The 24,553-nt window shown below is 65.0% G+C and carries 22 protein-coding genes; 5 read left to right on the top strand and 17 right to left on the bottom strand.

The features are described from left to right. Positions 1–15: 15 nt before the first annotated feature. The 5 genes from AC0L20_RS24355 to AC0L20_RS24335 are packed head-to-tail and all read right to left on the bottom strand — an operon-like array spanning position 16 to position 4,375. Entirely contained in the window at positions 16–708 is a 693-nt protein-coding gene (locus AC0L20_RS24355) for an AprI/Inh family metalloprotease inhibitor (protein ID WP_473293032.1), read from the bottom strand. Then, the gene (locus tag AC0L20_RS24350; RefSeq protein WP_473293029.1) at positions 708–1,697 is read right to left on the bottom strand and encodes a 2-hydroxyacid dehydrogenase; all 990 of its coding nucleotides are present in this window, start codon (positions 1,695–1,697) and stop codon (positions 708–710) included. The genes AC0L20_RS24355 and AC0L20_RS24350 overlap by 1 nt, the downstream gene beginning before the upstream one ends. Continuing rightward, on the bottom strand, positions 1,697–2,515 hold the full coding sequence (locus AC0L20_RS24345; RefSeq protein WP_473293026.1) for an ABC transporter permease: 819 nt from the start codon (positions 2,513–2,515) through the stop codon (positions 1,697–1,699). Before AC0L20_RS24345 ends, AC0L20_RS24350 begins: the two co-directional genes overlap by 1 nt. Beyond that, on the bottom strand, positions 2,512–3,342 hold the full coding sequence (locus AC0L20_RS24340; RefSeq protein ID WP_473293022.1) for an ABC transporter ATP-binding protein: 831 nt from the start codon (positions 3,340–3,342) through the stop codon (positions 2,512–2,514). The genes AC0L20_RS24345 and AC0L20_RS24340 overlap by 4 nt, the downstream gene beginning before the upstream one ends. A 10-nt stretch (positions 3,343–3,352) precedes the next feature. Then, on the bottom strand, positions 3,353–4,375 hold the full coding sequence (locus tag AC0L20_RS24335; protein WP_027565862.1) for an ABC transporter substrate-binding protein: 1,023 nt from the start codon (positions 4,373–4,375) through the stop codon (positions 3,353–3,355). A gap of 138 nt (positions 4,376–4,513) precedes the next feature. Here AC0L20_RS24335 and AC0L20_RS24330 point away from each other — a divergent pair, with 138 nt between their 5' ends. From AC0L20_RS24330 to AC0L20_RS24320, 3 genes are all read left to right on the top strand, one after another. Continuing rightward, entirely contained in the window at positions 4,514–5,320 is an 807-nt protein-coding gene (locus AC0L20_RS24330) for a creatininase family protein (RefSeq protein ID WP_473293016.1), read from the top strand. Between the two features lie 139 nt (positions 5,321–5,459). Beyond that, positions 5,460–5,723, top strand: a complete 264-nt coding sequence (locus AC0L20_RS24325) for a hypothetical protein (RefSeq protein ID WP_007597808.1) — start codon at positions 5,460–5,462, stop codon at positions 5,721–5,723. A gap of 394 nt (positions 5,724–6,117) precedes the next feature. Further along, a complete protein-coding gene (locus tag AC0L20_RS24320) occupies positions 6,118–8,100 on the top strand; it encodes a carbohydrate porin (protein ID WP_473293273.1) in 1,983 nt (660 codons plus the stop codon). 7 nt (positions 8,101–8,107) lie between these two features. Here AC0L20_RS24320 and AC0L20_RS24315 read toward each other — a convergent pair whose 3' ends face one another. Together AC0L20_RS24315 and AC0L20_RS24310 are read right to left on the bottom strand one after the other, a co-directional pair. Further along, positions 8,108–8,839, bottom strand: coding sequence for a sulfite exporter TauE/SafE family protein (locus tag AC0L20_RS24315; RefSeq protein WP_473293012.1), 732 nt, complete (start codon positions 8,837–8,839; stop codon positions 8,108–8,110). Positions 8,840–8,956: 117 nt separating this feature from the next. Beyond that, a complete protein-coding gene (locus AC0L20_RS24310; protein ID WP_473293008.1) occupies positions 8,957–11,032 on the bottom strand; it encodes a methyl-accepting chemotaxis protein in 2,076 nt (691 codons plus the stop codon). A 238-nt stretch (positions 11,033–11,270) separates the two neighbouring features. Between AC0L20_RS24310 and AC0L20_RS24305 the strand changes: the two genes are divergently transcribed. Continuing rightward, a complete protein-coding gene (locus AC0L20_RS24305; RefSeq protein WP_473293005.1) occupies positions 11,271–12,566 on the top strand; it encodes a hemolysin family protein in 1,296 nt (431 codons plus the stop codon). Positions 12,567–12,660: 94 nt separating this feature from the next. Here the strand turns inward: AC0L20_RS24305 and AC0L20_RS24300 are convergent, their stop codons facing one another. The 3 genes from AC0L20_RS24300 to AC0L20_RS24290 all read right to left on the bottom strand — a co-directional run bounded on the left by AC0L20_RS24300 (position 12,661) and on the right by AC0L20_RS24290 (position 15,712). Next, entirely contained in the window at positions 12,661–12,903 is a 243-nt protein-coding gene (locus AC0L20_RS24300; protein WP_007597823.1) for a PilZ domain-containing protein, read from the bottom strand. Positions 12,904–13,002: 99 nt separating this feature from the next. Then, the gene (locus AC0L20_RS24295) at positions 13,003–14,715 is read right to left on the bottom strand and encodes an FMN-binding glutamate synthase family protein (protein ID WP_473293002.1); all 1,713 of its coding nucleotides are present in this window, start codon (positions 14,713–14,715) and stop codon (positions 13,003–13,005) included. A gap of 223 nt (positions 14,716–14,938) precedes the next feature. After that, positions 14,939–15,712, bottom strand: a complete 774-nt coding sequence (locus tag AC0L20_RS24290; protein WP_007597827.1) for a ferredoxin--NADP reductase — start codon at positions 15,710–15,712, stop codon at positions 14,939–14,941. Between the two features lie 400 nt (positions 15,713–16,112). Between AC0L20_RS24290 and AC0L20_RS24285 the strand changes: the two genes are divergently transcribed. Beyond that, on the top strand, positions 16,113–16,913 hold the full coding sequence (locus tag AC0L20_RS24285; RefSeq protein ID WP_473292998.1) for an ATP-grasp domain-containing protein: 801 nt from the start codon (positions 16,113–16,115) through the stop codon (positions 16,911–16,913). Between the two features lie 21 nt (positions 16,914–16,934). Here AC0L20_RS24285 and AC0L20_RS24280 read toward each other — a convergent pair whose 3' ends face one another. From AC0L20_RS24280 to xylB, 7 genes are all read right to left on the bottom strand, one after another. Further along, positions 16,935–17,783 carry an amidohydrolase family protein gene (locus AC0L20_RS24280; protein WP_473292994.1) on the bottom strand — a complete coding sequence of 283 codons (849 nt, stop codon included), beginning with the start codon at positions 17,781–17,783 and terminating at the stop codon, positions 16,935–16,937. Positions 17,784–17,786: 3 nt separating this feature from the next. Further along, a complete protein-coding gene (locus tag AC0L20_RS24275) occupies positions 17,787–18,764 on the bottom strand; it encodes an aldo/keto reductase (RefSeq protein ID WP_473292990.1) in 978 nt (325 codons plus the stop codon). Between the two features lie 103 nt (positions 18,765–18,867). Further along, on the bottom strand, positions 18,868–19,800 hold the full coding sequence (locus AC0L20_RS24270) for a sugar-binding protein (protein WP_247426944.1): 933 nt from the start codon (positions 19,798–19,800) through the stop codon (positions 18,868–18,870). 94 nt (positions 19,801–19,894) lie between these two features. Beyond that, positions 19,895–20,977: an ABC transporter permease gene (locus tag AC0L20_RS24265; RefSeq protein ID WP_473292985.1), complete on the bottom strand. Its 1,083-nt coding sequence runs from the start codon at positions 20,975–20,977 to the stop codon at positions 19,895–19,897. Then, positions 20,977–21,735 carry an ATP-binding cassette domain-containing protein gene (locus AC0L20_RS24260; protein ID WP_473292983.1) on the bottom strand — a complete coding sequence of 253 codons (759 nt, stop codon included), beginning with the start codon at positions 21,733–21,735 and terminating at the stop codon, positions 20,977–20,979. Before AC0L20_RS24260 ends, AC0L20_RS24265 begins: the two co-directional genes overlap by 1 nt. A 12-nt stretch (positions 21,736–21,747) precedes the next feature. Beyond that, on the bottom strand, positions 21,748–23,070 hold the full coding sequence (gene xylA, locus AC0L20_RS24255; RefSeq protein WP_473292979.1) for a xylose isomerase: 1,323 nt from the start codon (positions 23,068–23,070) through the stop codon (positions 21,748–21,750). After that, positions 23,071–24,525 (bottom strand): xylulokinase, encoded by a 1,455-nt coding sequence (gene xylB, locus AC0L20_RS24250; RefSeq protein WP_473292974.1) that lies wholly within the window; start codon positions 24,523–24,525, stop codon positions 23,071–23,073. Positions 24,526–24,553: the final 28 nt, after the last annotated feature.

Raw genomic sequence — 24,553 nt, 5'->3', positions numbered from 1 at the left:
TCGCGTTTCGCGGCGCTACTGACGCAGCATGATCAGGGGATCGGCGGTGTCGGGGACGCGCCGCCATTGCGCGTTGTCGTCGGCCTCGAACTGCCAGGCCTCGCCGGCCTTGGACAGCAGGATGATCTGTCCGCGCTCGAGCCGCCATTGCGTCGGGTTGAACTGCGCGATGGCCGCATCGCATTTCGGCTTGAGGAAGACCTGGAAATTGTCCGGGCCGGCTTCCGTGTTGGTCAGCGTCAGCCCGCAGACCGGCTGGCCGTTGCCGCGCACGATCGACCAGTCGCCGATCATCTGGTCCATCGACTTCGCCATCGAGCGGGCGGCGGCGAGATCTTGCAGGATGTAGACGCCCTCGCCCTGCCGCAGACCCTCGAAGATGCCGGCCTCGACCTCGGTAAAGTCGATCACCGCTTCACCGCTCGCATCCTGCAAGCGGACGATGTCGAGACCCCTGACGCTCCAGGCGACGATGTCCTTGGTGAAAGGCAGCGCGGCCTTGCAGGCCGGCTCGAGCTCGAGCTTGAAACCTTGCGCCGCAGCGTCGGCCTTGAGCGTGACGACGCAGGTCTTGCTGCGCTCGGTGGTCGAGAGCTCCCACTGCCCGGGCATCTCCTTCTTCAGGGTCGTCGTATCCTGCGCCAATGCGATGCCGATCGCGGCCAAGGAGGCCGCGACGGCGAATGCAACGACCCGAAGAGCTCCCATCAGCGTCCCTTGAATGGCGTTTCCGCAACCGGGGTCAACGGCGCCTTGCCTGAGAACCAGGACTTGAGATTGTCGACCACGAGCTGGTCCATCGCGTTGCGCGTCACCACTGAGGCCGAGCCGATATGCGGCAGCAGCACGACGTTCTGCATGGCCTTGAGCTCGTCCGGCACGTTCGGCTCGGCCGCGAACACGTCGAGGCCCGCGGCGAGGATGGTGCCGGACTTGAGCGCCTGGACCAGCGCCGGCTCATCGATCACCGAGCCGCGCGCGACATTGACCAGCACACCGCGTGGGCCGAGCGCCTTCAGCACCTCGGCATTGATCATCTTGTTGGTGCTGGCGCCACCGGGCACGATCACCATCAGCGTGTCCACCGCCTTCGCCATCTCGATCAGGTCGGGGTAGTGCTTGTAGGCGACGTCCTTGGACGGATTGCGGGTGTGATAGACCACCGGCACCAGCGAGGCATCGAGCCGGCGCGCGATCGCCTGTCCGATCCGGCCCATGCCGACGATGCCGACCTTGCGATCGCGCAGCGAGCCGACGCTCAGCGGATAGTTCTGGGTCTGCCAGAGACCGGAGCGCACATAACGATCGGCCTTGATGAACTCACGCACCGTGGAGATCAGAAGGCCCATTGCGACGTCGGCGACCTCCTCGGTCAGCACATCGGGCGTATTGGTGACGATGATGTTGTGCTCGGCGGCGTATTTGGCATCGACGTGGTCGTAGCCGACGCCGAAGCTCGCCACCATCTCGATTTTGGGCAATTGCGACAACGAATCCCGGTCGGCGCGCACGGTGTGATAGGTCACCGCCACGCCGCGGATCTTTTCGCGGATTGCCGGCGTCAGCCGCTCGAGATCGCCTCGCGTCTCCGCCTTGTGCACGACGAAATGATCGGAAAACCCGTTCTCGAGGATCGGCCGGACCGGCCCATAAATCAGAAGGTCGATCTTTTCGGACGAAATCGAACCGGTGGTCATCAGTTGTCCTTTCCAAGCGCGCTCTCGTGCCAGCGCCGTAAAACGAGGTGGGAAACTAGCGCCAGCACCCCATAGATGACAATCCCGGCCAGCGACAACAGCAGCAGCGCTGCGAACATGCGGGGTATGTTCAATCGGTAGCCGGATTCCGCGATCCTGTAGGCGAGCCCGGATCCAGCGCCGGCCGTTCCCGCCGCGATCTCGGCCACGACCGCGCCGATCAGCGACAGGCCGCCGGCAATGCGCAGGCCGCCGAGAATGTAAGGCAGCGCCGCCGGCAGCTTGAGAAAGCGCAGGATCTGCTGCGGCGAGGCGCCATAGAGCTGGAACAGGCCGGCGAGGTTGCGATCGACCGAATTGAGCCCGAGCGTGGTGTTGGACAGCACCGGGAAAAAGGCGACGATGAAGGCGCAGACCACGACCGCGGTCTGTTGCTCCAGATAGATCAGCAGCAGCGGCGCGATCGCGATGACGGGCGTGACCTGAAGCACCACGGCATAGGGGAATAGCGATGCTTCCACCCATTTGGACTGGTTGAACAGCAGCGCCAGCGCGATGCCGCCGACGCTGGCCGCGACAAACCCTTCGAGCGTGGTCAGCAGCGTCGCGGCGAGCGACTGTGACAGCACCGACCAATCCTTGATCAGCGTCAGGAAAATGACGGAGGGCGCCGGCAGCACGTAAGGCGGGATGTCCTTGATGCGGACCACGAGCTCCCAGGCGAGCAGTCCCGCCGCGAACACGATGGCCGGCAGCACGAAGCGCACCGCGCGTTGCGCGCCGGACGGCTTCGCAGTGACGGAAGCTTGCGCGTTCATAGCGTGGATTGCCCTGCATAGGACGGCGCCAGCGCCGCCGACACCTTCCGGCAATAATCGGAATAGGCGACTGAAGTGCGAAACTCCTCGCCGCGCGGCTCGACCGTCTCGATGCGGAAGTCGGCCTGGATGCGGCCCGGCCGCGCCGTCATCACCACCACGCGCTGCGACAGATAGACGGATTCGAACACCGAATGCGTGACGAAGATGACGGTCTTGCCGAGCCTGCGCCACAGCGCGAGCAAATCGTCGTTGAGACGGAAGCGCGTGATTTCGTCGAGCGCCGCGAACGGCTCATCCATCAGGAGGATATCAGGGTCGGTGACGAGCGCGCGCGCCAGCGACACCCGCATCTTCATGCCGCCAGAGAGCTCGCGCGGAAAGGCGTCGGCGAAATCGCCAAGCCCGACGCTCGCCAGCGCCTCATCGGCACGCGTGCGCGCTTCCGCCTTCGGAACGCCTGCGAGCTTCAGCGGCAGCCGGACGTTCTCGCGCGCGCTGGTCCAGGGCATCAGGGTCGGCTCCTGAAACACGAAGCCGATGCCGTGACCTGGTTGAACAAGACCTAGCTGCGCCTTATCCTCGCGACGCGCCAGCCGCACGATTCCGGACGATGGCGCGCTGAGCTCGGCGATCAGCCGCAGCGCGGTGGATTTGCCGCAACCTGACGGTCCCAGCAGCGAAATGAACTCGCCCTTGCGCACCGCAAGATCGAGCGGGCCGAGCGCCATCACGCCGTTGTCATAGGTCTTCGTCACGCCGCGCAGGCTGACAGCCAGGGCCGTCAGGCCGGCCTCGCCCCCCGCCGACGTCTGGGCTGATGACATCGGCCTTGCGCTACGGCTTGCTCGGGCGCAGCTCGGCGCCGACGCCCTTGTTGACGAAGCGCAGCGTATAGGATTTGCGGAAATCGAGGTCCGCCTTGACCACGCCCGCCTTCACCATCTTGTTGAAGAAGGAGGTGTAGCGCTCGTCGCTCATCGCGCCGATGCCGTTCTTCAGCGAATCGCCGGAATCGACGATGCCGTACTCCTTCATCTTGGCGACGGAATAGGCGAGCAGCTCGTCGGTCATCTCCGGATTGAGCTTCTTGATCATGGCGTTGCCCGCGGAATTGTCGCGGTAGATGTAATTGTACCAGCCGACCATGGAGGCATCGACGAAGCGCTGCACCAGGTCGGGCTTCTTCTCGACCACGTCGCGGCGGCTCTCGATCAGGGTCGAATAGGTGTTGAAGCCGTAATCGGCGAGCAGCAACACGTTGGGCTTGAAGCCGGCGGCCTTCTCGACCGCGAAGGGCTCGGAGGTGACGTAACCCTGCATCGCGCTCTTGGGATTGGCGATAAAGGGCTGCGGATTGAAATTATAAGGGCGAACGTTCTTCTCGCTGAAACCGTATTCGGATTTGAGCCACTGGAAATAGCTGGTCATGCCCTCCTTGGAGACGAACAGCGTGAGCGGCTTGAGGTCCTCGATCTTGGCGACCTTGGCATCGGGCTGCGTCAGCATCACCTGCGGATCCTTCTGGAACACCGCGGCGATCGTGACGACCGGGACGTTGTTGGCGACCGCGTCGAACGACATCAGCGTGTTCGCGGCCATGAAGAAATCGATCTTGCCGGCGATCAGCAGCATCCGGTTGTTCTCGTTGGGCCCGCCGGGGACGATGGTGACGTCCAGCCCATATTTTTTGTAGGTGCCGTCGGCGACGGCCTGGAAGAAGCCGCCATGCTCGGCCTCGGCGACCCAGTTGGTGCCGAACATGACCTTGTCCAGGGTTTCGGCGCGCGCCGGAACGACCGAGACCAAAGCGGCCATCAGGCCCGCCGTTAAGGCTCGCCGCAGATGAGAAGGGCTCATGATGGGACTCCGTCGATCGCTTCTAGCCGATGTCCAAGCAACGCGATAAAACCGCAAGACATTCAGGGACGCGAGCCGGCCTGGCCCGCGTCCCCTGATAACCCAAATTACGTGACAAATTCGGGCAAAGAAACCTTGATGACGCCTTCCCGCGACTGGACCGAGATCCGCTGGGCCGATGCCAGCCCCGCCGAGGTGTCGCGCTGGATCGCAGTGCTGCCGCTGGCGGCGACCGAGCAGCACGGCCCGCATCTGCCGCTCGAGACTGACGTGCTGATCGCCGACGCCTATCTGGCGCGGGTGCGCGAGCTCCTGCCCGAGAGCGCTCCGGCCAGTTTCCTGCCCGTTGAACCGATCGGGATTTCCACCGAGCATATCGACTATCCGGGCACGCAGACGCTGCCGACCGACATCGCGTTGCAAAAATGGACCGCGATCGGCGAAGACATCGCGCGGCGCGGATTGAAGAAGCTCGTCATCGTCACCAGCCATGGCGGCAACAGCGCGGCCATGATGCTGATCGCGCAAGATCTGCGCGCGCATCAAAAGCTGTTCGTGGTGACGACGTCGTGGTCGCGGCTGTCGGGCGCGGACCGGCTGTTCCCCGCGGACGAAGTCCGCCACGGCATCCACGGCGGCGCGGTCGAGACCTCGATCATGCTGGCGCGCTATCCCGATCAGGTGCGCGGTGATGCGATCGCGGATTTTCCCGCGAGCAGCATCGCGATGGAGCAGCAATATCGCTGGCTGTCGACGCAGCGACCCGCACCATTCGCCTGGCAGGCGCAGGATCTCAACCCAAGCGGCGCTATCGGCAATGCGACGTTGGCCGTGGCCGCGAAAGGCGAGCGGCTGATTGACCAGGGCGCCCGCGCTTTTTGCGAGCTGCTTGCCGAGGTTGATAACTTCGACGTGAACAGGCTCGCCAAAGGCCCTCTCGGTTAGCGCCTATCCTACTGGAAACATTCGGGAAAGAGCCAGACTCGACCTCCGCTTTTGCCGGTTTCGAACCGGACGCGCGGAGCCTCCGTCCAACTCGGTACGCGGGCCACAACGGACCGCCTCAACCCGGATGGAGTTTCACATGTCGATCAAGACCAAGATTTTTGCAGTTGCCCTCACCGCGCTCACCCTGACTGGCAGCGTCGTCGCCACCACCTCGCAGGCGCAAGCCAAGCCGCTCGGCTGGGGCGTCGGCGTCGGCCTGGGTATCGCCACCGCCGCCGTCGTCGGCTCCGCGATCGCCGCCAGCAACGACCCCTATTACAACGGCTATCACCGCTGCGGCTGGGCCGCCCAGTACAACGCCTTTGGCCAGTACGTCGGCCGCGTTCGCACCTGCTTCTGATTTGAGGCCCTGAGGCCGATCTCACGTGGATCCTGCGTCCGACACGGGCGCCTCATCCACCCCGTGTCGTGCCCCCGACCCCGCCCGGATGTCCCCCCGGGCGGGGTCAACTGTTTTGGACCTGGAAATTTGTTGCGGTCCCGTCACACCGAGGTGCGAATCATCCCCTGCGGCAATCTGCACTAGTTGCTCTTGCGAATTAATCGCAATAAGGTCCGCAACGGGCTCAGGAGCTTGGGAAGAAGTCGCGCCGAATCGAGATCATCTGGTCCGATCGCGGAGCGCCTAAGCCTGATGACAGGGTCGCCGCGAATCGGCAGGGATAGTGCGGCGAGTGGACACACTCGCTTTGGGGGCGTGCGTTTTGACGTTGAGGGGTCACCGTTACAGGTATTTGCGGACGGCCGCGGCGATTGCCACGGGCGTCTTGGCTTTGCCCGCCACCAGCCGCGCGGCCGATCTGCCGCTGAAGGCACCTGCGCTGAAAGCGATCTACGACTGGACCGGGCTCTATATCGGCGCGCACGCCGGCTACAGCCTCGGCTCGTCGCGCTTCGCGCTGAACGACGGCACCGGGATCAACGACAGCGGCGTCTTCAGCGGCATGATCGGCGGCGTGCAGGCCGGCTACAATTACCGGCTCAATTCCGGTTGGCTTGTTGGCGTTGAAGGCGATTTCTCGTTTCCGAACTACATCACCTCCAACTCGATCGTGTCCTTTCTGGCGACACCCGCCAACACCGTCACGCAGCAATGGGACTACACCGCGAGCCTGCGCGGCCGCCTCGGCTACACCAGCGGTCCATGGCTGGTCTATGCCACCGGCGGCTTTGCTTGGATGGGTGAGCGCTATTTCGACACGCCTGCCGGAGGGGAAGCAGTCCCGAAAATCCTGAACACGCGGCCCGGCTGGATCGCGGGCGGCGGCATCGAATACGGTTTCGCACCGCATTGGAGCGCACGGGTCGAATATCTCTACAGCCGCTTCCACGGCGCCAATGTCGTCTTCTCCACCGGCGCCCAGTACAATTCGTCGTCGCTCGACTTCCAGTCGGTCCGGCTCGGCCTCAACCGCAAGGTCGATTGGCCGGGCATGCCGAGCTACGATCCCAAAGGTTCGGGGATCGGCTCGCTAATCGACACGGAATCGGACCGCTGGGAGATCCACGGCCAGAGCACGTATCTGCCGCAAGGCTATCCGTCGTTCCCCGCCCTCTACACCGGCCCGAATTCGCTCTCACCATCAAGGCAGGCCAAGGCGACCTGGAGCAACAGCCTGTTCCTGAACGCAAAGCTGTGGGACGGCGGCGAGGTCTATTATAATCCCGAACTGCTGCAGGGATTTGGACTGAACGACACCGTCGGCGCCGCCGGTTTCCCCAACGGCGAGGCGCAGAAGTCGAACTTCCCCTATCCGCACTACAACACCTCGCGCCTGTTCGTGCGCCAGACGTTCGGCTTTGGCGGCGAGCAGGAAGAGCTCGCGAGCGGCCAGTTGCAGCTCGGGCAGAAGGTCGATGTTTCCAGGCTCACGGTGCAGGCCGGCAAATTCCCGGTGATCGACGTGTTCGACGGCAACGCCTACGCCAAGGACACCCGCAAGGACTTCATGAACTGGTCGCTGTGGGCGCCAGGCGCGTTCGACTATTCCGCCGACAAGGTTGGCCTCACCTACGGCGTCACCGCCGAGCTGAACCAGAAGCAGTGGGCGTTGCGCGGCGGCTACTTCCTGATGGTCGCCGAATCCAATTCGAATCATTTCGACACCAGGGTCGGCGAGCGCGGCCAGTACGTGCTCGAGCTCGAAACGCGCTTCTCGCTGCTCGGCCAGCCCGGCAAGCTCAGGACCATAGGCTGGCTCGACAGCGCCAACATGGGCAGCTTCCGCGAGACGCTGAACAATCCCACGCTCAACCTCGACATTGCGCAGACCCGGCGCGGCCGTCTGAAGTATGGCTACGTGCTCAACCTCGAGCAGGCGATCACCGACGATGTCGGGCTGTTCGGCCGCTGGAGCTGGAATGACGGCAAGACCGAGACGCTGGCCTTCACCGACATTCACCGCAGCCTGTCCGGTGGTCTTTCGATCAAGGGCACGAAATGGGGCCGGCCCGATGACGTGATCGGCGTCGGTGGCGCCATCAATGCCATCTCGCAGGATTATCGCGACTTCCTGGCCGCCGGCGGCCTCGGTGTTCTCATCGGCGATGGCGCGCTCAACTACCGCCGCGAGCGCATCCTCGAAACCTATTACGCCTACGCGCTGAACAAGAGTCTCACCCTCACCGCCGACTACCAGCTGATCGTCAACCCTGCCTACAACGCTGATCGCGGCCCGGTGTCGGTATTCTCGGGACGGCTGCACGGCGAGTTCTGAGCGCGGCTCAGAACAGCAGCGCGACGCCCGAGACCAACAGCAGCGCGAGCACGATCTTGCGGAACGTGGCCTCATCGATGCGGCCGAACAGTTTCAGCCCGAGCCACGTTCCCGCGAAGAGAAACGGCAGGCCGAGCGCGAACAGCTTTGCGGTCTCGAACGTCAGCGCTCCCTTGGCGCCCAGGAAGAGTGCCGCCGTGGCGAACACCACGACTGCGACGGGCTGGAACGTGGCGCGCTGGACCTCCTTGGGCAGGCCGCGCAGATTGCACCAGATGGTGACGATGATGCCGGCAAGGCCAGTCAGCCCGCCGAGCAGGCCGTTGACGAAACCAATGGTCATGTCGGCGGCCGGCGGCACGATGGTCGCGACCTTGAGCTTTGGCCTGAAGAACGCATAGAGGCTGTAGACGATCAGGATCGCTCCAACTGCGATGCGGACGCTCTTGGGATCGGCCGAAGTCAGGAGTGACACGCCGACCGGCACGCCCACGACGGCACCGATCATGAAGGGCCATAGCCGGCGCCAGTCGAGCGCGCTGCGCAGCTTCCAGACCGAGTAGCCCTGCACCAGGAGGCCGAAGCCGACGATCAGGCTGGCGCTCTGAAGCGGCGTCAGCACATAAAGCCACAGCGATGCCGCGACGAGGCCGAAGGCAAAGCCGGATAGGCCGGCGACGAATGCACCGGCAAAGGTGGCCAACAGGAAAAGCGGTAGTTCGATTGTGATCCCATCCATTGCTCGCTCCAAACGTCAGCGAGCAGCGCTTGCGTGGGATCACCACTTCACGGGGAGGCTGCAACATCCCCGGTGGTGCGAGTCTAGGTGAAGCCGCTTCCCTTCACAATGACCTTCTTAGGCGGCCCGGATCGCATCCAGGAACTTCCCGACCTCGACCTTGAGGCGGCTGCTCTCGCCGGACAGCGACTTCGCTGACGCGAGCACGGTGGAGGAGGCCGATCCGGTCTGGCTCGCGCCGCGCTGCACGTCGACGATGCTGGCGGAGACCTGTTGGGTGCCGCGTGCCGCCTGCTGCACGTTGCGGGAAATCTCCCGCGTCGCCGCGCCCTGCTCCTCGACCGCGGAGGCGATCGCCGATGCGATCTCGGACATGCGGGTGATGGTGTCGCTGATCGACTTGATGGCGCCGACGGAATCCTCTGTCGCGCTCTGGATTCCCGTGATCTGCTGGCTGATCTCGCCGGTGGCCTTGGCGGTCTGCTCGGCCAGCGCCTTGACCTCTGAGGCGACCACGGCGAAGCCGCGCCCGGCCTCGCCGGCGCGCGCCGCCTCGATCGTGGCATTGAGCGCCAGAAGATTGGTCTGGCCCGCGATCTGACTGATGAGCTCGACCACGTCGCCGATCCGGCCCGCAGCCTTGGCGAGCTCGCCGACATAGTCGTTGGTCCGCGCTGCCTGCTGCACCGCTTCGCTGGCCACGCGCGCGGAGTCCTGGACCTGCCGGCCGATCTCGTCGACCGAGGACGCCATTTCCTCCGCGGCCGCGGCAACGGTCTGCACGTTGCTGGAGGCCTGCTCGGAGGCGGCCGCGACGGTCGCGGTGACCTTTTCCGATTGATCGGCGGTGCTCGTCAGCGTTCCCGCCGACACTTCCAACTCCGACGATGCCGACGACACCGTGTTGATGACGTCGCCGATCAACGCTTCGAAATCGCGCGCGATCTGGTCCATGCGCTGGCTGCGCCGGAGTTTTGCCTCGGCTTCGACCGCAGCGGCCTCGTCGGCGGCCTTCTTGGCGGAGAGCGAGTCCTTGAAGTGCTGGAGCGAGCCCGCCACCTGGCTGATCTCGTCATTGCGGCCCGTCACGGGAATCTCGACCTCGTGCTGTCCGGCGGCAAGCGTTGCGATCACGTCCGCGAGCCGGCTGAGCGGCGTCACCACGCGCCGGCGCAGCATCATGGTCACGCCACCAAGTGTCCCCAGCAACGCCAGCACCGCCACGCCCGCGAGCGCGAACATCGCCAACGCGCCGTCGCGCGCGGCCGAGGCGCGCTCGGCAGCTTCGGCCAGCGCGGCATCGCGCACGCCGTAGAACATCTGGATGGCGGGTACGATGACGTTGGCCAGCTCTTCGGCGTTGATGCCGTACTTGCCGTCACCACGGGCCGTGGGCATCTCCTTGTCCACGGCAGCGGCTGCTTTCCCGAAGTAAGAGTCGGTCGCCGCCCTCAGCGCCGTGGCGATGCGGGGCGGGCTTCCGAGTTCGTCGATGCCGGCCTCGATGCGCTCGCGGTCGGCCTCGACACGCCCCTGCATACGATCCATCAGCGAGAATTCGGGAGCCGTGAGCGGTCGGCGTGCGCTCAGCGCAGGGGACAGCGTGGCGGCGCGGCTGCCGGCCGAGACGCGCAGATCCTGCGCCGTTCGCGCCAGGCTCAGCAGCGCCGCAAGCGAGGAATCAGCATTGATGACCTTCGCTTCGAGCCGGTTCATGATCGGCTCGATATTGCCGATGACCTCGGCAACGCCCGGAAGGAAGCCCTTGACCACAGCGCTGTCGCGTGCCGCCAGGGGAAGGCTCATCGCGCGGTCTGCCGCCGTGGTGATGTCCTTGAGCCGCCGCGCGGTACGGTCCAGGTTTTCGATCATCGGTCCGGAATCATCCAGCACCATGATGGCACGCCTGGCCCCCTCGAATGCGGCATCGACCGCTTTCGCGGCCTTCGCGGCGGCTTCGATCTGGACCTGCGTCGCAGAATTCTCCTGGAAGATCGGGGAAATGTAGGGAGCACGAAGGCCGGCAACGTGCTGACTGACCATCAGGGTCGCGCCAAAGGCGTCGACCGTCTTGATCGCGTCGGAGCGGTTCGTGAAGATGCGCGCCTGGGGTATGAGCACCTCGGCGCCAAGGATGACTGCAAACACCGTCACCGTCAGCATCGACAGCGCAAAGAGCTTCCCGATCCGCATCTGATCCCCCGAATACATTCCTGCAAATGCCGAAAACTTAGCCGGCTGCCGCTAAGAGCCCGTTAAGCAACGCCATGCCCGTAGTTCCGCGGGGTATCGGGGATTGCCTTCCGGGACGGGGTCGCCGAAGTTCCTTCGCGATGCCCAATGCGACAGAATCGTCGGCATTTCTTCCTCGAATACCTATATCAAGGCCTGTGCCGCCATCCGGGCCACACTCCCTTACCTCGGAACATCAATGCTCTCGGCCGAACTCGCCATCGTCGTCGTCCTGATCGTCATCAACGGCTTGCTGTCCATGTCCGAGCTGGCCGTGGTCTCGTCGCGCCCGGCCCGGCTGTCGATGCTCGCCGCAAAGGGCGTCCGCGGCGCCGAGCGGGCGCTGACGCTCGCGGCCGATCCCGGCAAATTCCTCTCGACGGTGCAGATCGGGATCACGCTGGTCGGCGTCCTCTCCGGCGCGTTCTCGGGCGCGACGCTCGGACAGCGGCTGACGCAATGGCTGCTCGAGCTCGGCCTGTCCGCAGGAATTGCCGACATCGTCGGAGTGGGCCTGGTTGTCACGCTCATCACCTACGCCACCCTGATCGTGGGCGAGCTGGTGCCGAAGCAGGTGGCGCTGCGCGACCCCGAGAGCATCGCGGTCAGGGTTGCACCCGCGATGCACGTGCTTGCGAAGGTCTCGCTGCCGCTGGTCTTCCTGCTCGATCTCTCCGGCAAGCTGATCCTCACGCTGCTCGGCCACGGCGGCAAATCCGAAGAGAAGGTGTCGGAAGACGAGATCCATCATCTCGTCAGCGAGGCCGAAAGCGCGGGCGTGCTCGAGTCAGGTGAAAAGGAGATGATCGCGGGCGTGATGCGGCTCGGCGACCGGCCGGTCGGCGCGATCATGACGCCGCGCACCGAGGTCAACGAGATCGACCTCAACGATACGCCGGAGATCATTCAAGCGATCATCGCCAAGAGTCCGCATTCGCGCTTTCCTGTCTCCGACGGCGACCGCGACAAGCCGATTGGCGTGCTCCAGGCCAAGGACCTGCTGGTCGCCTTCATGAACGAGCGCACGCCGGATTTGCGCGTGCTGGTTCGCGAGGCGCCCGGCATTCCGGCGTCTGCCGATGCCCGCGACGTGCTGGCGATCCTCAAGGCTGCGCCGGTGCATGTCGGCCTCGTCTACGACGAATACGGCGCCTTCGAAGGCATCGTGACGACGGCTGACATTCTGGAATCCATCGTCGGCGCCTTCCATTCCGAGGAAGGCCCGCCGGAACCGGCCTATGTCAAGCGCGCGGACGATTCGCTGCTGGTCTCAGGCTGGATGCCGGTCGACGAATTCGGCGAGCTGCTCGGCATCGAACTGCCGCCGCACCGCTACAACACCGTCGCCGGCCTCGTGCTGCAACAGTTCAACGTGCTGCCTGATGTCGGCGACGCCTTCGACTTCGGCGGCTGGCACATCGAGGTGGTCGATCTCGACGGACGGAGGATCGACAAGATTCTCGCGAGCCGACGGAGCGAAGTAGAGACGGGGTGAGCGCGCGCTCGCGATACTCTCAACACGTCGTCCCGGCCTAGTGCGCAATTTGCGCACGGGGCCGGAACGACAGTGGAATTTGTTGCGCTGGCCCTCACCCGAATCTCACCCCGATCCGCTTTTCCTTGCGCCAGATCACGGTGCAGGCGAGATGTGTTCCGTCGGCCTGGACGAACAGGCTGAAATGGTCGGGGATGCCGACGGGACTGCTGACGTCGAGCGCGGCGCCGGTATCTGACAGGTTGCGGATTGTGCAGTCGATCGCGCCGCCGCCGCCGAACTCGATCGTTCCGGCCTTCAGCACGCGATGCCTTGCCTTGTCGCGCCGCTCGTCCATGGCGACAATCTACACCCAAAGTTGAACCAAGCGTTAAACGCAGCCCTCATCGCGATGCTTTTGCGCGCGGGGCCTGCGGCCTTGCCAGTGGACCGGCGCCTACAGCGCCGGCTGGAACGTCTCCGTCCGCGCCATCCGCCAGGCGTCGCGGAAGCGCGGATCTTCGGTGCCTTCGAGCAGCTCGCCCGGACGCAGCGACGGATAAAGCTGCGCGAAGGATCTCACGTCCGTCGTCGAGGTGCGCTGCGAGAAGTGGATCGGGCGCAGCTGCTGCGGATGTTCGAGACCGGCCGCGGCGATCAGCTCGGTCAGCGAGTGCAGCGTCGCGAGGTGATAATTGTGCACGCGGTCGATCTTGAGCGGCACATAGAGCGCGCGCGCCCGCGTCGGGTCCTGGGTCGCGACGCCGGTCGGGCATCGGTCGGTGTGGCAGCTCAGCGACTGGATGCAGCCGAGCGAGAACATGAAGCCGCGCGCCGAATTGCAGTAGTCCGCACCGATCGCCATGGCGCGTGCCATGTCGAAGGCGGTGGCGATCTTGCCGGAGGCGCCGATCTTGATACGGTCGCGCGCGTTGATGCCGATCAGGGCGTTGTGGACGAAACTGACGCCCTCCCGCATGGGCATGCCCAGATGGTCCATGAACTCCAGCGGCGCGGCGCCGGTGCCGCCCTCGTTGCCGTCGACGACGATGAAGTCGGGATAGATGCCGGTCTCGATCATCGCCTTGCAGATCGCCAAGAATTCCCAGGGGTGGCCGATGCACAGCTTGAAGCCGGTCGGCTTGCCGCCGGAGAGCTTTCGCATCTCGCCGATGAACTGCATCATGCCAACAGGCGTCGAGAAGGCGCGATGCGAGGCCGGCGAGATGCAATCCTCGCCCATCGCGACCCCGCGGATCTTGGAAATCTCCTCCGAGACTTTCGCCGCCGGCAGCACGCCGCCATGACCGGGCTTGGCACCCTGGCTGATCTTGAGCTCGACCATCTTGATCTGGTCCTGGCTCGCGACGCGCGCGAAGGCTTCGGGATCGAAGGCGCCGTCGAGATGACGGCAGCCGAAATAGCCCGAGCCGATCTCCCAGATGATGTCGCCGCCCATCTCCGCGTGATAGGGGCTGAAGCCGCCCTCGCCGGTGTCGTGCGCGAAGCCGCCCTTCCTGGCGCCGGCATTCAGCGCGCGCACGGCGTTCGGGCTGAGCGCGCCAAAACTCATGGCGGAAATGTTGAACACCGAAGCCGAATACGGCTTGGCGCAATCCGGCCCCCCGATGGTGACGCGGAATTTCTCCTCGGCATGCGTCTTCGGCGAGACCGAGTGATGCATCCACTCATAGCCCTCGCGATAGACGTCCTCCTGGGTGCCGAACGGACGCTTGTCGAGCTGCATCTTGGCGCGCTGATAGACCACCGCACGGATGTCGCGCGAGAACGGCATGCCGTCCTTCTCGCTCTCGAAGAAATACTGCCGCATCTCCGGGCGTATCTCTTCGAGCAAAAAACGGATATGCGCCGAGATCGGGTAGTTGCGCAGAACGGCGTGGCCTTTCTGCATGAGGTCGCGGACGCCCAGCAGCGTCAAGGCGCCGAAGATCAGGATCGGGATCAGCAGGATGTCGAAGATCTTGCGGTCAGCGATGCCGATGCCGATCAGCAGCGCGGTGACCACCGCGCAGATCGTCAGGACGATGAACCGTGGGGAGAATGGCAGCAGCAGGGTTTCCATGATCCCCTCTTCCGCCAGCGGCAGCCGTTTGGGCGATAGGTTGGATGATAAGTTGGGCGATTCCTGCGTCTTATTCTCGTCGGCCACGATTCCCACCCTCTCGCCAGCATGAGGCGGTACGATACGCCCGCGCCTGTCATACGGATATGACGCGGCGGTTGTTTCAGGCTAGCGAATTCGGCGGGGACAAATCAATCAGCCCGATGGGCGGGCTGCTGCGGTGCAGCAGGGCTCGGAATGGGCACTAACCGGTCAAAGCGCTTTACCCAGGCAAGCGTCCTGGCTTTCGCCAGGACGACGTCGAGAGGGCCTACCGCTCGACGAACGCCTTTTCGATCACGAAATGGCCGGGCTTGTTGCCGGAGCCCTCGACGAAGTCGCGGCCCTCGAACATCAATTTCAGCTCCTCGAGCATCGCCGGGCTGCCGCACATCATGATGCGGTCGGTCGCGATGTCGAGCGGACCCTGGCCGATGTCGTTGAAGATCTGCTCGGAGCTGATGAGGTCGGTGATGCGACCGCGGTTCTTGAACGGCTCGCGGGTCACGGTCGGGTAGTAGATGAGCTTGTCCGCGAGCAACTCCCCGAACAGTTCGTCCTCGCGAAGACCGGCGACGAGCTTCTCGCCATAGGCGAGCTCGGAGACCTGACGGCAGCCATGCACCAGCACGATGCTGTCGAACTGGTCGTAAACCTCGGGGTCCTTGATCAGGCTGGCGAAGGGCGCCAGGCCCGTGCCGGTGGAGAGCAGCATCAGCCGCTTGCCGGGGATGAGGTTGTCGGTGATCAGCGTGCCGGTCGCCTTGCGGCCGACCAGGATGGTGTCGCCTTCCTTGATCTTCTGGAGACGCGACGTCAGCGGGCCGTCCTGAACCTTGATCGAGAAGAACTCGAGCTCTTCCTCGTGATTGGCGCTCGCCATGCTGTAGGCGCGGAGCAGCGGGCGTCCCTCAACCTCGAGGCCGATCATGGCGAACTGGCCGTTCTGGAAGCGGAAGCCGGAATCGCGGGTTGCGCGAAAGCTGAACAGGGTGTCGGTCCAGTGCTGGACGGAAAGAACCTTCTCTCGGTAAAACGCGCTCATGATTTTCGATATTCCGAATAGTTGCGGTTTTAGGGCAAAAGCGTTGCCCGGCCCCTGAAAGCGGAGCGGACACCATTGCCATGGCGGAGGATTTCGCGTGTGTGATCTACGCCATTGAGACCAATAATCAACCTCGTTCCGGATGCAATTGATGCCGGTCAAACCGGCATTTGCGGCGGAAATGGTCGCATCATTAATGGATCTGCTGTCCGGCGCGGGCGGAGGGCAATTTCTTTTCCCTCCGAGGCTCGAATACAGCACTTAATTTCCGTGGCGCTCGCGAGAATTTCATTAAGAATAGCTCTGATTTCACCCCGGTTCGGCGCCGTTTCCCGCATTTTTGCGGCTTTTGGCGCCAACAGCGACTGGAACTGACGACCGCAACAGGCGACTGAGGCACATGGCGAACGGCGAGCGGATTTTCGTCCAGGCGATCAAGCGCTATTGCGCCACCCATGGTGTCGCGCTCGAGGTCCGCGCCGATGGCTGGCTGCTCGCGATGCGCCGTGGCGAGCAGCGCCGCTTCGCGTTCGGCTACGACATCGGCCTCAACAGCGCCATCGCGCACCGCCTGGCCAACGACAAATCGGCCACCACCGAGGTGCTCACGCTCGAGGGCGTGCCCTGCATTCCCCATCGCCTGTTCCTCAATCCGAAGTTGGGCGAGAAGGTTGTCGGCGTCGCCTGGCGAGAGGCAATGCTGGCGCTGCTTCACGACAATCCGCAAGGCGTGGTGGTGAAGCCGAACGAGGGGACGTCGGGACGATCCGTCTTCAGGGTCAAGACGGAAACAGAGCTCGATCATGCGGTTGGCGAAGCCTTTTCGATGAGCGCCGGACTCGTGATCTCGCCCTATGTCGTGATCGAGGACGAAGTTCGCGTGGTCCTGCTCGATGATGTGCCACTCGTCGTCTACAGCAAGCAGCGTGGCTCGGATTGGCGGCACAATCTCGATGCGGGTGCAAAGCCCGTGCTGATGCAGGACGGCGATCTTCGCGCAGCCTGCGCAAAGCTCGCCATCGACGCCGCCAGGGCCATCGGCATCACCTTCGCCTCGATCGACCTCGTGCACGTCGACGGCGTCTGGCGCGTGCTCGAGATCAATTCCGGCGTGATGATGGAGACGCTGGCGAAGCTGCATCCGGAGCTGGTGCAGAGGACGTACGGTGCAGCGCTGGATCGGGTGTTTGGGGAACGCTGAGCGACACGCGCGCTGTCGGCTTCAACCGACCGCCAACCGATACGCGGCCTTCGCATTCACGCCGAACGCCTTCGCCCGCACCTGCGGTCCGAGTTTCATCAGGCAGGACTCCAGCGCGCCCTTGATCTCACCATAGCTTCCCGCGAGCAAACATACCGGCCAGTCCGAGCCGAAGATCAGGCGATCTTCGCCAAAGCATGTCGCGGCGTGCGCGACGAACGGAAACAGGCGCTCCGCATTCCAGTCGTTCCACACCGCTTCCGTCGCCAGCCCCGAGACCTTGCACCAGACATTGCCGCACGCCGCGAGTGCCGCGATGCCATTGGACCATTCAGTACTTCCGCCGTCGGCAATCGGCGGCTTGGCTGCGTGGTCGAGCACGAAGCGCGCCTGCGGGAAGGCCTGTGCGGTTGCGATCGCGGCCGGCAGCTCGCGGGTGCGGACCAGGAAATCGTAGGCGAGATCGTGCGCGAACACGGCCGTGAGGCCGCGCTGGACGTCCTCGCGCAACAACCAATCCGGGTCGGCCTCGTCATGGACCTGGTGGCGGATGCCGACCAGCTTGTCGCCGCCAGGCAAAGCGCGCAGCCGGTCCAGCGTCTCGCCAAGTGCAGCGTCGGTCAGATCAGCCCAGCCGACGACGCCGATCACCGAGGGCGTCGCATGCGCGATCCGTAGGAATTCCTCGGTCTCCGCCAGCGCGGAACGGCACTGCACCAGGATGCTCGCGTCGATGCCGTCGGCTTTCAGAAGCGGCGCGAGATCGGCCGGACCGAAGGCACGCCGGATCGGCGTGAGCTCGGGCGCGCCCATCCAGGGATAGTCTGCGCGCGAGGGATCCCAGAAATGCTGGTGAGCGTCGATGATCATGCCTTACGCTCCGCCCGGCAATGGCGCGCGGGCATCGACGAGTTTTCGCGCACGCAGCTCCTGCCAGAACGCCGCCGGCACCGCCATCTCCGACATCGCGATGTTGTCGGCAATCTCCGCGGCGTTGCGCGCACCCATCACGGCGACCGTGACCGCCGGATGGGCCATGCAGAACTGCAGCGCGGCGGCTTTCAGGTCGGTGCCATGCTTTCGGCAGAGCTCGTCGAGCGCGAGCGCGCGGGCGACGAGTGCCGCATCGGCGTCCTGATAGTTGAACTTCGCGCCCGTGCGCGGATTGGCCAGGATGCCGCTGTTGTAGATGCCGCCGAGCAGGATGCCGATGTGCTTCGACGCGCAGAGCGGGAACAGCGCATCCAGCGCGCCCTGGTCGAGCAGCGTGTAGCGGCCGGCGAGCAGGAAGCAGTCGACCGGAACGGCCTCTGCAAACCGGACCAGCATGTCCGACTGGTTCATGCCCGCACCAATCGCCTTGACGGTGCCCTCAGTGCGCAGGCGCTGGAGCGCGCGGAAAGCGCCGGCGACGGCGTCGTCGTAATGGTCGTCGGGATCATGCACGAGCAGGACATCGACGCGGTCGAGCCCAAGCCGTGCCAGGCTTTCCTCCACCGACCGCATCACGCCGTCATAACTGAAATCGAACACCGGCCGCTCGCGCGACGTGCCCTTGTAATGCTCGTCCTCGGCGGCCGCGCCATCGGGCACACGCAGCAGGCGACCGACCTTGGTCGAGATGGCGTAGGAATCACGGGGCTGTTGCCGCAGGAACGCGCCAAGGCGTCGCTCCGCGAGACCAAAGCCGTAGAGCGGCGCGGTGTCGAAGAAGCGGATTCCGAGCGACCAGGCGCGGGCGATCGTCGCTTCCGCATCGGCATCGCTGACCGGGGTGAACAATCCGCCGAGCGGGGCGGAACCGAGGCCGAGTGAGGTGACATCGAGAGAGCCGAGCCGCGACCTTTTCATTCCCATTGCCTCAACAGTCTTCCCCAACAACCAAAATCATCTCTCCCGCTTGCGAAAACCGCAAGCGGGAGAGGCACGCAGGAGCGCGGGGCTGGCGACGCTCCTACTTCAACATCTGCGCAACGTTGTCCTTGGTCACGAGATCGAGGCCGGTATAGACGATCTCCGGCACCTTCTCGCCCTTCTTGATGGCGAGCAGCGTGTCCATCGCCTTCTCGCCCATCTCGAACGGACGCTGGCCGACCAGCGCATTGGCGTAGCCATCGCGCAACAGCTCCAGCTGCATTTTCAGCGTATCGGCGACGACAAGGGTGAACTTGCCGGAATCGATGTCCTTCTTGTACCTGGACGCGAAGGCCTTGAAGCCTTCGGGGGCGAACATCGGCCAGCCGCCGATGGGAACGATCGCGGCGAGGTCGGGCGTCGCGGTACGCATGTCAGTCATCTGCTGAACCGCCAGCGCGGGATCGTCGTTGCAGAACGTCGGCGAGCCCGCGACCTCGGTCCATTTCGAGCCCTTCAGCGCCTCGCGGACGCCGTCGACGCGTTCGGCGAGGTTCTTGGCGCCCGGACCACCCGAGACCATGGCGTATTTGCCGCCGTCAGGCCGCAGCTTCAGGAGCTGCTTGCCGAGGGCCACGCCGAACTCCTTGTTGTTGGTGCCGATATAAGCGATGCGCTTGGCGCCGGGCGCATCGGCGTCGAAGGTGATGACGGGGATACCGGCCGCGGTCGCCGCGTCGATCGACTTGGTCATCGCCGCGACGTCGGCCACCGAGATGGCGAGACCGTCGACCTTCTGGGTGACGAAGTCCTGGATGATCTGGGCCTGCGTCGCCGGCTCGTGCTCGACCGGCCCCTTGTAGATGCACTCGATATTGCCGAGCTCCTTCGCACGTTTCAGGCAGCCGTCGCGCGCGAAGTCGAAGAACGGATTGTTCATCGCCTTGGGCACGATCACGAACCGGTAGTTTGCGGCAAACGCCGGCGTAGCCATCATCGCGACCGCGATGCCGGCAAGTAGAAATTTCCTCATCGTCTCCTCCACCCTTCTTTGGCGCCTGTCCTCTTGAGATCGTCCGGGAAGCGGACAGGCGGCATTTTCGTTGCCGTCCCGGAACGATTTCGTTTCAGATCATCCGCGAGCGGATGCGGTCGACCAATACGGCCAGGATGATGATCACGCCTACCAGCGTCTGCTGCCAGTAGGAGCTGACCTGGGCGAGCACGAGGCCGTTGCGGATCACCTCGAGCAGCACGCAGCCGACGATGGCGCCGAGCGGACCGCCGATGCCGCCGGCGAGATTGGCACCGCCGATGACGGCCGCAGCGATCACGTTGAGCTCGTAGGACGTCGCCATGTTGGCTGGCGCCGACCCAAGCCAGCCCGAGATGATGATGCCCTGGAGGCCTGCGGCGAGCGCGCAGATCACATAGACCTCGATCTTCACCCGCACGACCGGGATGCCGGTGAGTTCGGCCGCCTTCTCGTTACCGCCGAGCGCGAACACGTGACGGCCGAACGAGCTGTGGTGCAGCACCACGGCCATCGCCAGCGCGAGGACGATCAGATAAATGAATGGCACGGGCACGCCGAGCACATCGCCCGAGGTGAGCGCGTAGAAATAATTGGCATCCGGCCCACCCGGAAAGCTGCCGCGTCCGTTGGAGACGACATAGCCGAGCCCGCGCACGATCGAGAGCATGCCGAGCGTGGTGACGAACGGCGACAGGCCGAGCACCGCGATACAGAAGCCGTTGACGAGGCCGGCGAGCAGCGCGACGCCGAGGCCAGCGAGGAGCGAGACCACCAGGATCAGGCCGGGGACATTGGCGAGCACGGTCTTGCCGTCGGCCGCCATGTGCACGAACAGGGAGCCCGCCGGCGAGCCGGGCGCCGACAGCTCGGTCATCACCATCGAGGTGACCATGGCGGAGAAGCACATCATCGAGCCGACCGACAGATCGATGCCGCCGGTGATGATCACGAAGGTGACGCCGAGGGTGGCAATGGCGATGAAGGAGAAATTCTTCGCCACGTTCTGCATGTTGCCTTCGGTGAAGAAGTACGGGCTGGCGAAATGCATGACCACCAGCAACACTGCCAGCGCGAGCAGGACATAGCCGGTCTGGGACGCGAAGATGCCGCGCTGCCACCATCTGATCTTGCCGATGTTCGAGAAGGTGATCGTGGATTCCAAGGGCATGGCCATCACGCCGCCTCCTTCGCGCCGGTGATCAGGGCGGTGACTTCCTCGGGGGAGGTCTGGTGGATGGGCTTGTCGGCCCGCTTTTCGCCGCGGCGCATGACGATCACGCGATCGCAGACCGCAAACACGTCGGGCATGCGGTGCGAGATCAGCATCACGGCGACGCCCTGCTCCTTCAGCCGGTGGATCAGGCCGAGCACCTGCTCGACCTGGCGGACCGAGATCGCGGCCGTGGGCTCGTCCATCATGACCAGCTTCGCGTTGGAGAGCCGCGTCCGCGCGATCGCAACCGCCTGGCGCTGGCCGCCCGACATCTGCTTGACGAGATCGTCGGGGCGCGTCTCCGAGCGCAGCTCGCCGAACAGCTCCAGCGCACGCGCCGCCATCGCCTTGTGGTCGAGCAACGCGAACGGCCCCATCCTGCGCTTCAGCTCGCGGCCGAGAAAGACGTTGGCCGCCGCGGTGAGATTGTCGGCGAGCGCAAGGTCCTGATAGACTACCTCGATGCCGACGCCGCGGGCATCGACGGGCCGGTTGAAATGAACCGCGCTGCCGGCGAAGCGGATTTCGCCGTGGCTGGGGCGGAAATTGCCGGCGATGATCTTGACCAGCGTCGACTTGCCCGCGCCGTTGTCGCCCATCAGGCCGACGACCTCGCCGGGAAGGACCTGCATGTCGACATCATGCAGCGCGCGGATCGCGCCGAACTCCTTGCCGATGCCGGTCAACTCGAGGACCGGTGTCGCTTGTGCATTTGTCATCGGCGGCCTTCCTCAGACGTAGCGGTTGACGAGGGATTCGAGATATTCCTGCCGGCCCGAGCGCGGCTGCGGGTCAAAGCCCGGGCCGTGCGCGCGGTCGGCAAGTTCGGCGAGCGAGCGCTGGCCGCCGAGAATGGCGCGGCCCTCGGGCCCGGCCCATCCCTCATAGCGTTTCGCAAGCGGCGCAGTGAGCACGCCGGCGTCGAGCATGTCCGCGGCGGCGAGCAACGCACGCGCGCAGGCATCCATCGAGCCGACATGGGCATGGATCAGATCGTCGGGATCGATCGACTGGCGGCGGATCTTGGCGTCGAAATTGAGCCCGCCGGAGCTGAAGCCGCCGCGGCTCAGGAGCTCGTGGAACACCAAAGCGAGCTCGGGCACGTTCATCGCGAACTGGTCGGTGTCCCAGCCGAGCAAATCGTCGCCGCGGTTGATGTCGAGCGAGCCGAACACACCCAGCGCCTCCGCGAGCGCGACCTCGTGATGGAAGGAGTGGCCGGCGAGGATGGCGTGGTTCTGCTCGATGTTGAGCTTGACGTCCTTCAGCAGGTCGTAACGCGCGAGGAAGCCGTAGCAGGTGGCGACGTCGAAATCATATTGATGCTTGGTCGGCTCCTTCGGCTTCGGCTCGATCAGGATCGGTCCCTTGAAGCCGATCTTGTGCTTGTGCTCGACGACGAGCGAGACGAAGCGGCCGAGCTGGTCGAGCTCGCGCTTGAGATCGGTATTGAGCAGCGTCTCATAGCCCTCGCGCCCGCCCCACAGCACGTAGTTCTGGCCGCCGAGACGGTGCGTCACCTCCAGCGCGGCGCGGACCTGGCCGGCGGCATAAGTGAATATCTCGGGATCCGGATTGGTGGCCGCGCCCGCCATGTAGCGGCGATGCGTGAACAGATTGGCGGTGCCCCAGAGCAGGCGCACCTTGCTTGCCGCCATCTTCGCTTCGAACAGATCGGCGATGGCATTGAGGTTGGCGACGGATTCGCCAAGCGAGTTGCCTTCCGGCACCGCATCGACGTCGTGGAAGGTGAAGAAGGGCACGTCGAGCAGGCGAAACAGCTCGAAAGCGACGTCGGCCTTGGCGCGCGCCTGCGCCATTGCATCGGCGCCGTGGTGCCAAGGCCGCAGGAACGTCTCGCCGCCAAAGGGATCGCCGCCGGGCCAGCACAAGGAGTGCCAATAGCAGACCGCAAAGCGCAGATGGTCCTCCATCCTGCGACCATGGACGAGGCGGTCCTTGTCGTACCAGCGGAAGGCAGGCGTGTTGCCCGCATCCTTCCCGGCTAAGCCGACAGGTACGGTTGTATCGAAGAATTTCGCTGACGCATTCACTCAGGCACACTCCTTCAACGCAGGATAAAGCTCGCGCCATCGACGATAGGCCTCGTCATAGGCCGCAGTGACGGATGGGCGAGGCGTAAAACTCGCGAGCCGCCGCGGACGGGTGCAAACCGCAGCTGCGTCTTCGCCGGTGGCGGCGAGCCGCCCGAGCCTGGCGGCGCCGAGCGCCGCCCCGACCTCGCCCTCCTCGACACGGTGGACGGGGATGCCGAGCACATCGGCGCAGATCTGCGCCCACAGCGGCGAGCGCGAGCCGCCGCCGACGAGATCGACCTCGGCAAGCGGTCCGCCGGCCGCGCTCAGTGCCGCCAGATTGTCGCGCGCGGCGAAGGCGACGCCTTCGAGCACGGCCTGAACGATCTGGGAGCGCCCGGTCGCGCCGCGCAGGCCGACGAAGGCGCCGCTGGCGGCGGCATCGTTGTGCGGCGTGCGCTCGCCGTCGAGATAGGGCAGGAATTTGACCGGACTCGGTCCATCGACACGCTCGCCGAGCGGCGCCAGCAGCGCTGCGGCAGGTATCTCCATCACGCCCGCGAGCCAGGCCAGCGAAGCCGCAGCCGACAGCATCACGCCCATCTGGTGCCAGCGGCCGGGCAGCGCGTGACAGAACGCATGGACCGCCGAGGCCGGCGCCGGCGCAAACCGATCCGTGACGCGGAACACCACACCGGATGTGCCAAGCGACAGGAAAGCATCGCCCGGCGCGATGGCGCCGAGGCCGATCGCGCTCGCGGCATTGTCGCCGGCGCCGCCGGCGACCACGACATTCCTAGCCATGCCCCAGCGTTGCGCGTAGTCCGGCGCGAGCGTCGCGCTGGCTTCGCTGCCCTCGACGAGGCGCGGCATGTGGTGGAGATCGAGCCCGGTGGCATGCAGCAGCAGGGGCGACCAGCGGCGCAGACCGACGTCGAGCCACAGCGTGCCGGCCGCGTCCGACATGTCCTCGACCATCTCGCCGGTCAGGCGATAGCGGACATAGGCCTTCGGCAGCAGCACCTTTGCGACGCGCGCGAAGATTTTCGGCTCGTGCCTGGCGACCCAGAGCAGCTTCGGCGCGGTGAAGCCGGGCATGGCCAGATTGCCGGCGATCGTGTGCAGCGACGGGCAGCGCCGCTCCAGCGCGACGCATTCGGCGTGCGAGCGGCCGTCGTTCCAGAGGATCGCGGGACGCAGCGGCGCTCCGTCCTCGTCCAGCAGCGTCGCGCCATGCATCTGGCCCGATAGTCCGATGCCGCGCACCCGCGCGACCTCGCGCGGATGGCGGGCGGCCAGATCGTCGACCGCGCCGACCGCCGCATCGACCCAGGCATTGGGATCCTGCTCGGACCACAGCGGCGCGGGATGCGACAGCGCAAGCTCGCGCGCCGCCGTCGCGAGAACCGCGCCGGCTTCGCTCACGAGCACCGCTTTCACACCTGATGTGCCGATGTCGATTCCGAGATACACGCCATCCTCCCTTTCGCGTGTTGCGGTG

It is taken from the genome of Bradyrhizobium sp. Kon58, from assembly GCF_055807455.1.
This window is presented reverse-complemented; position numbering and strand designations above follow the sequence as displayed.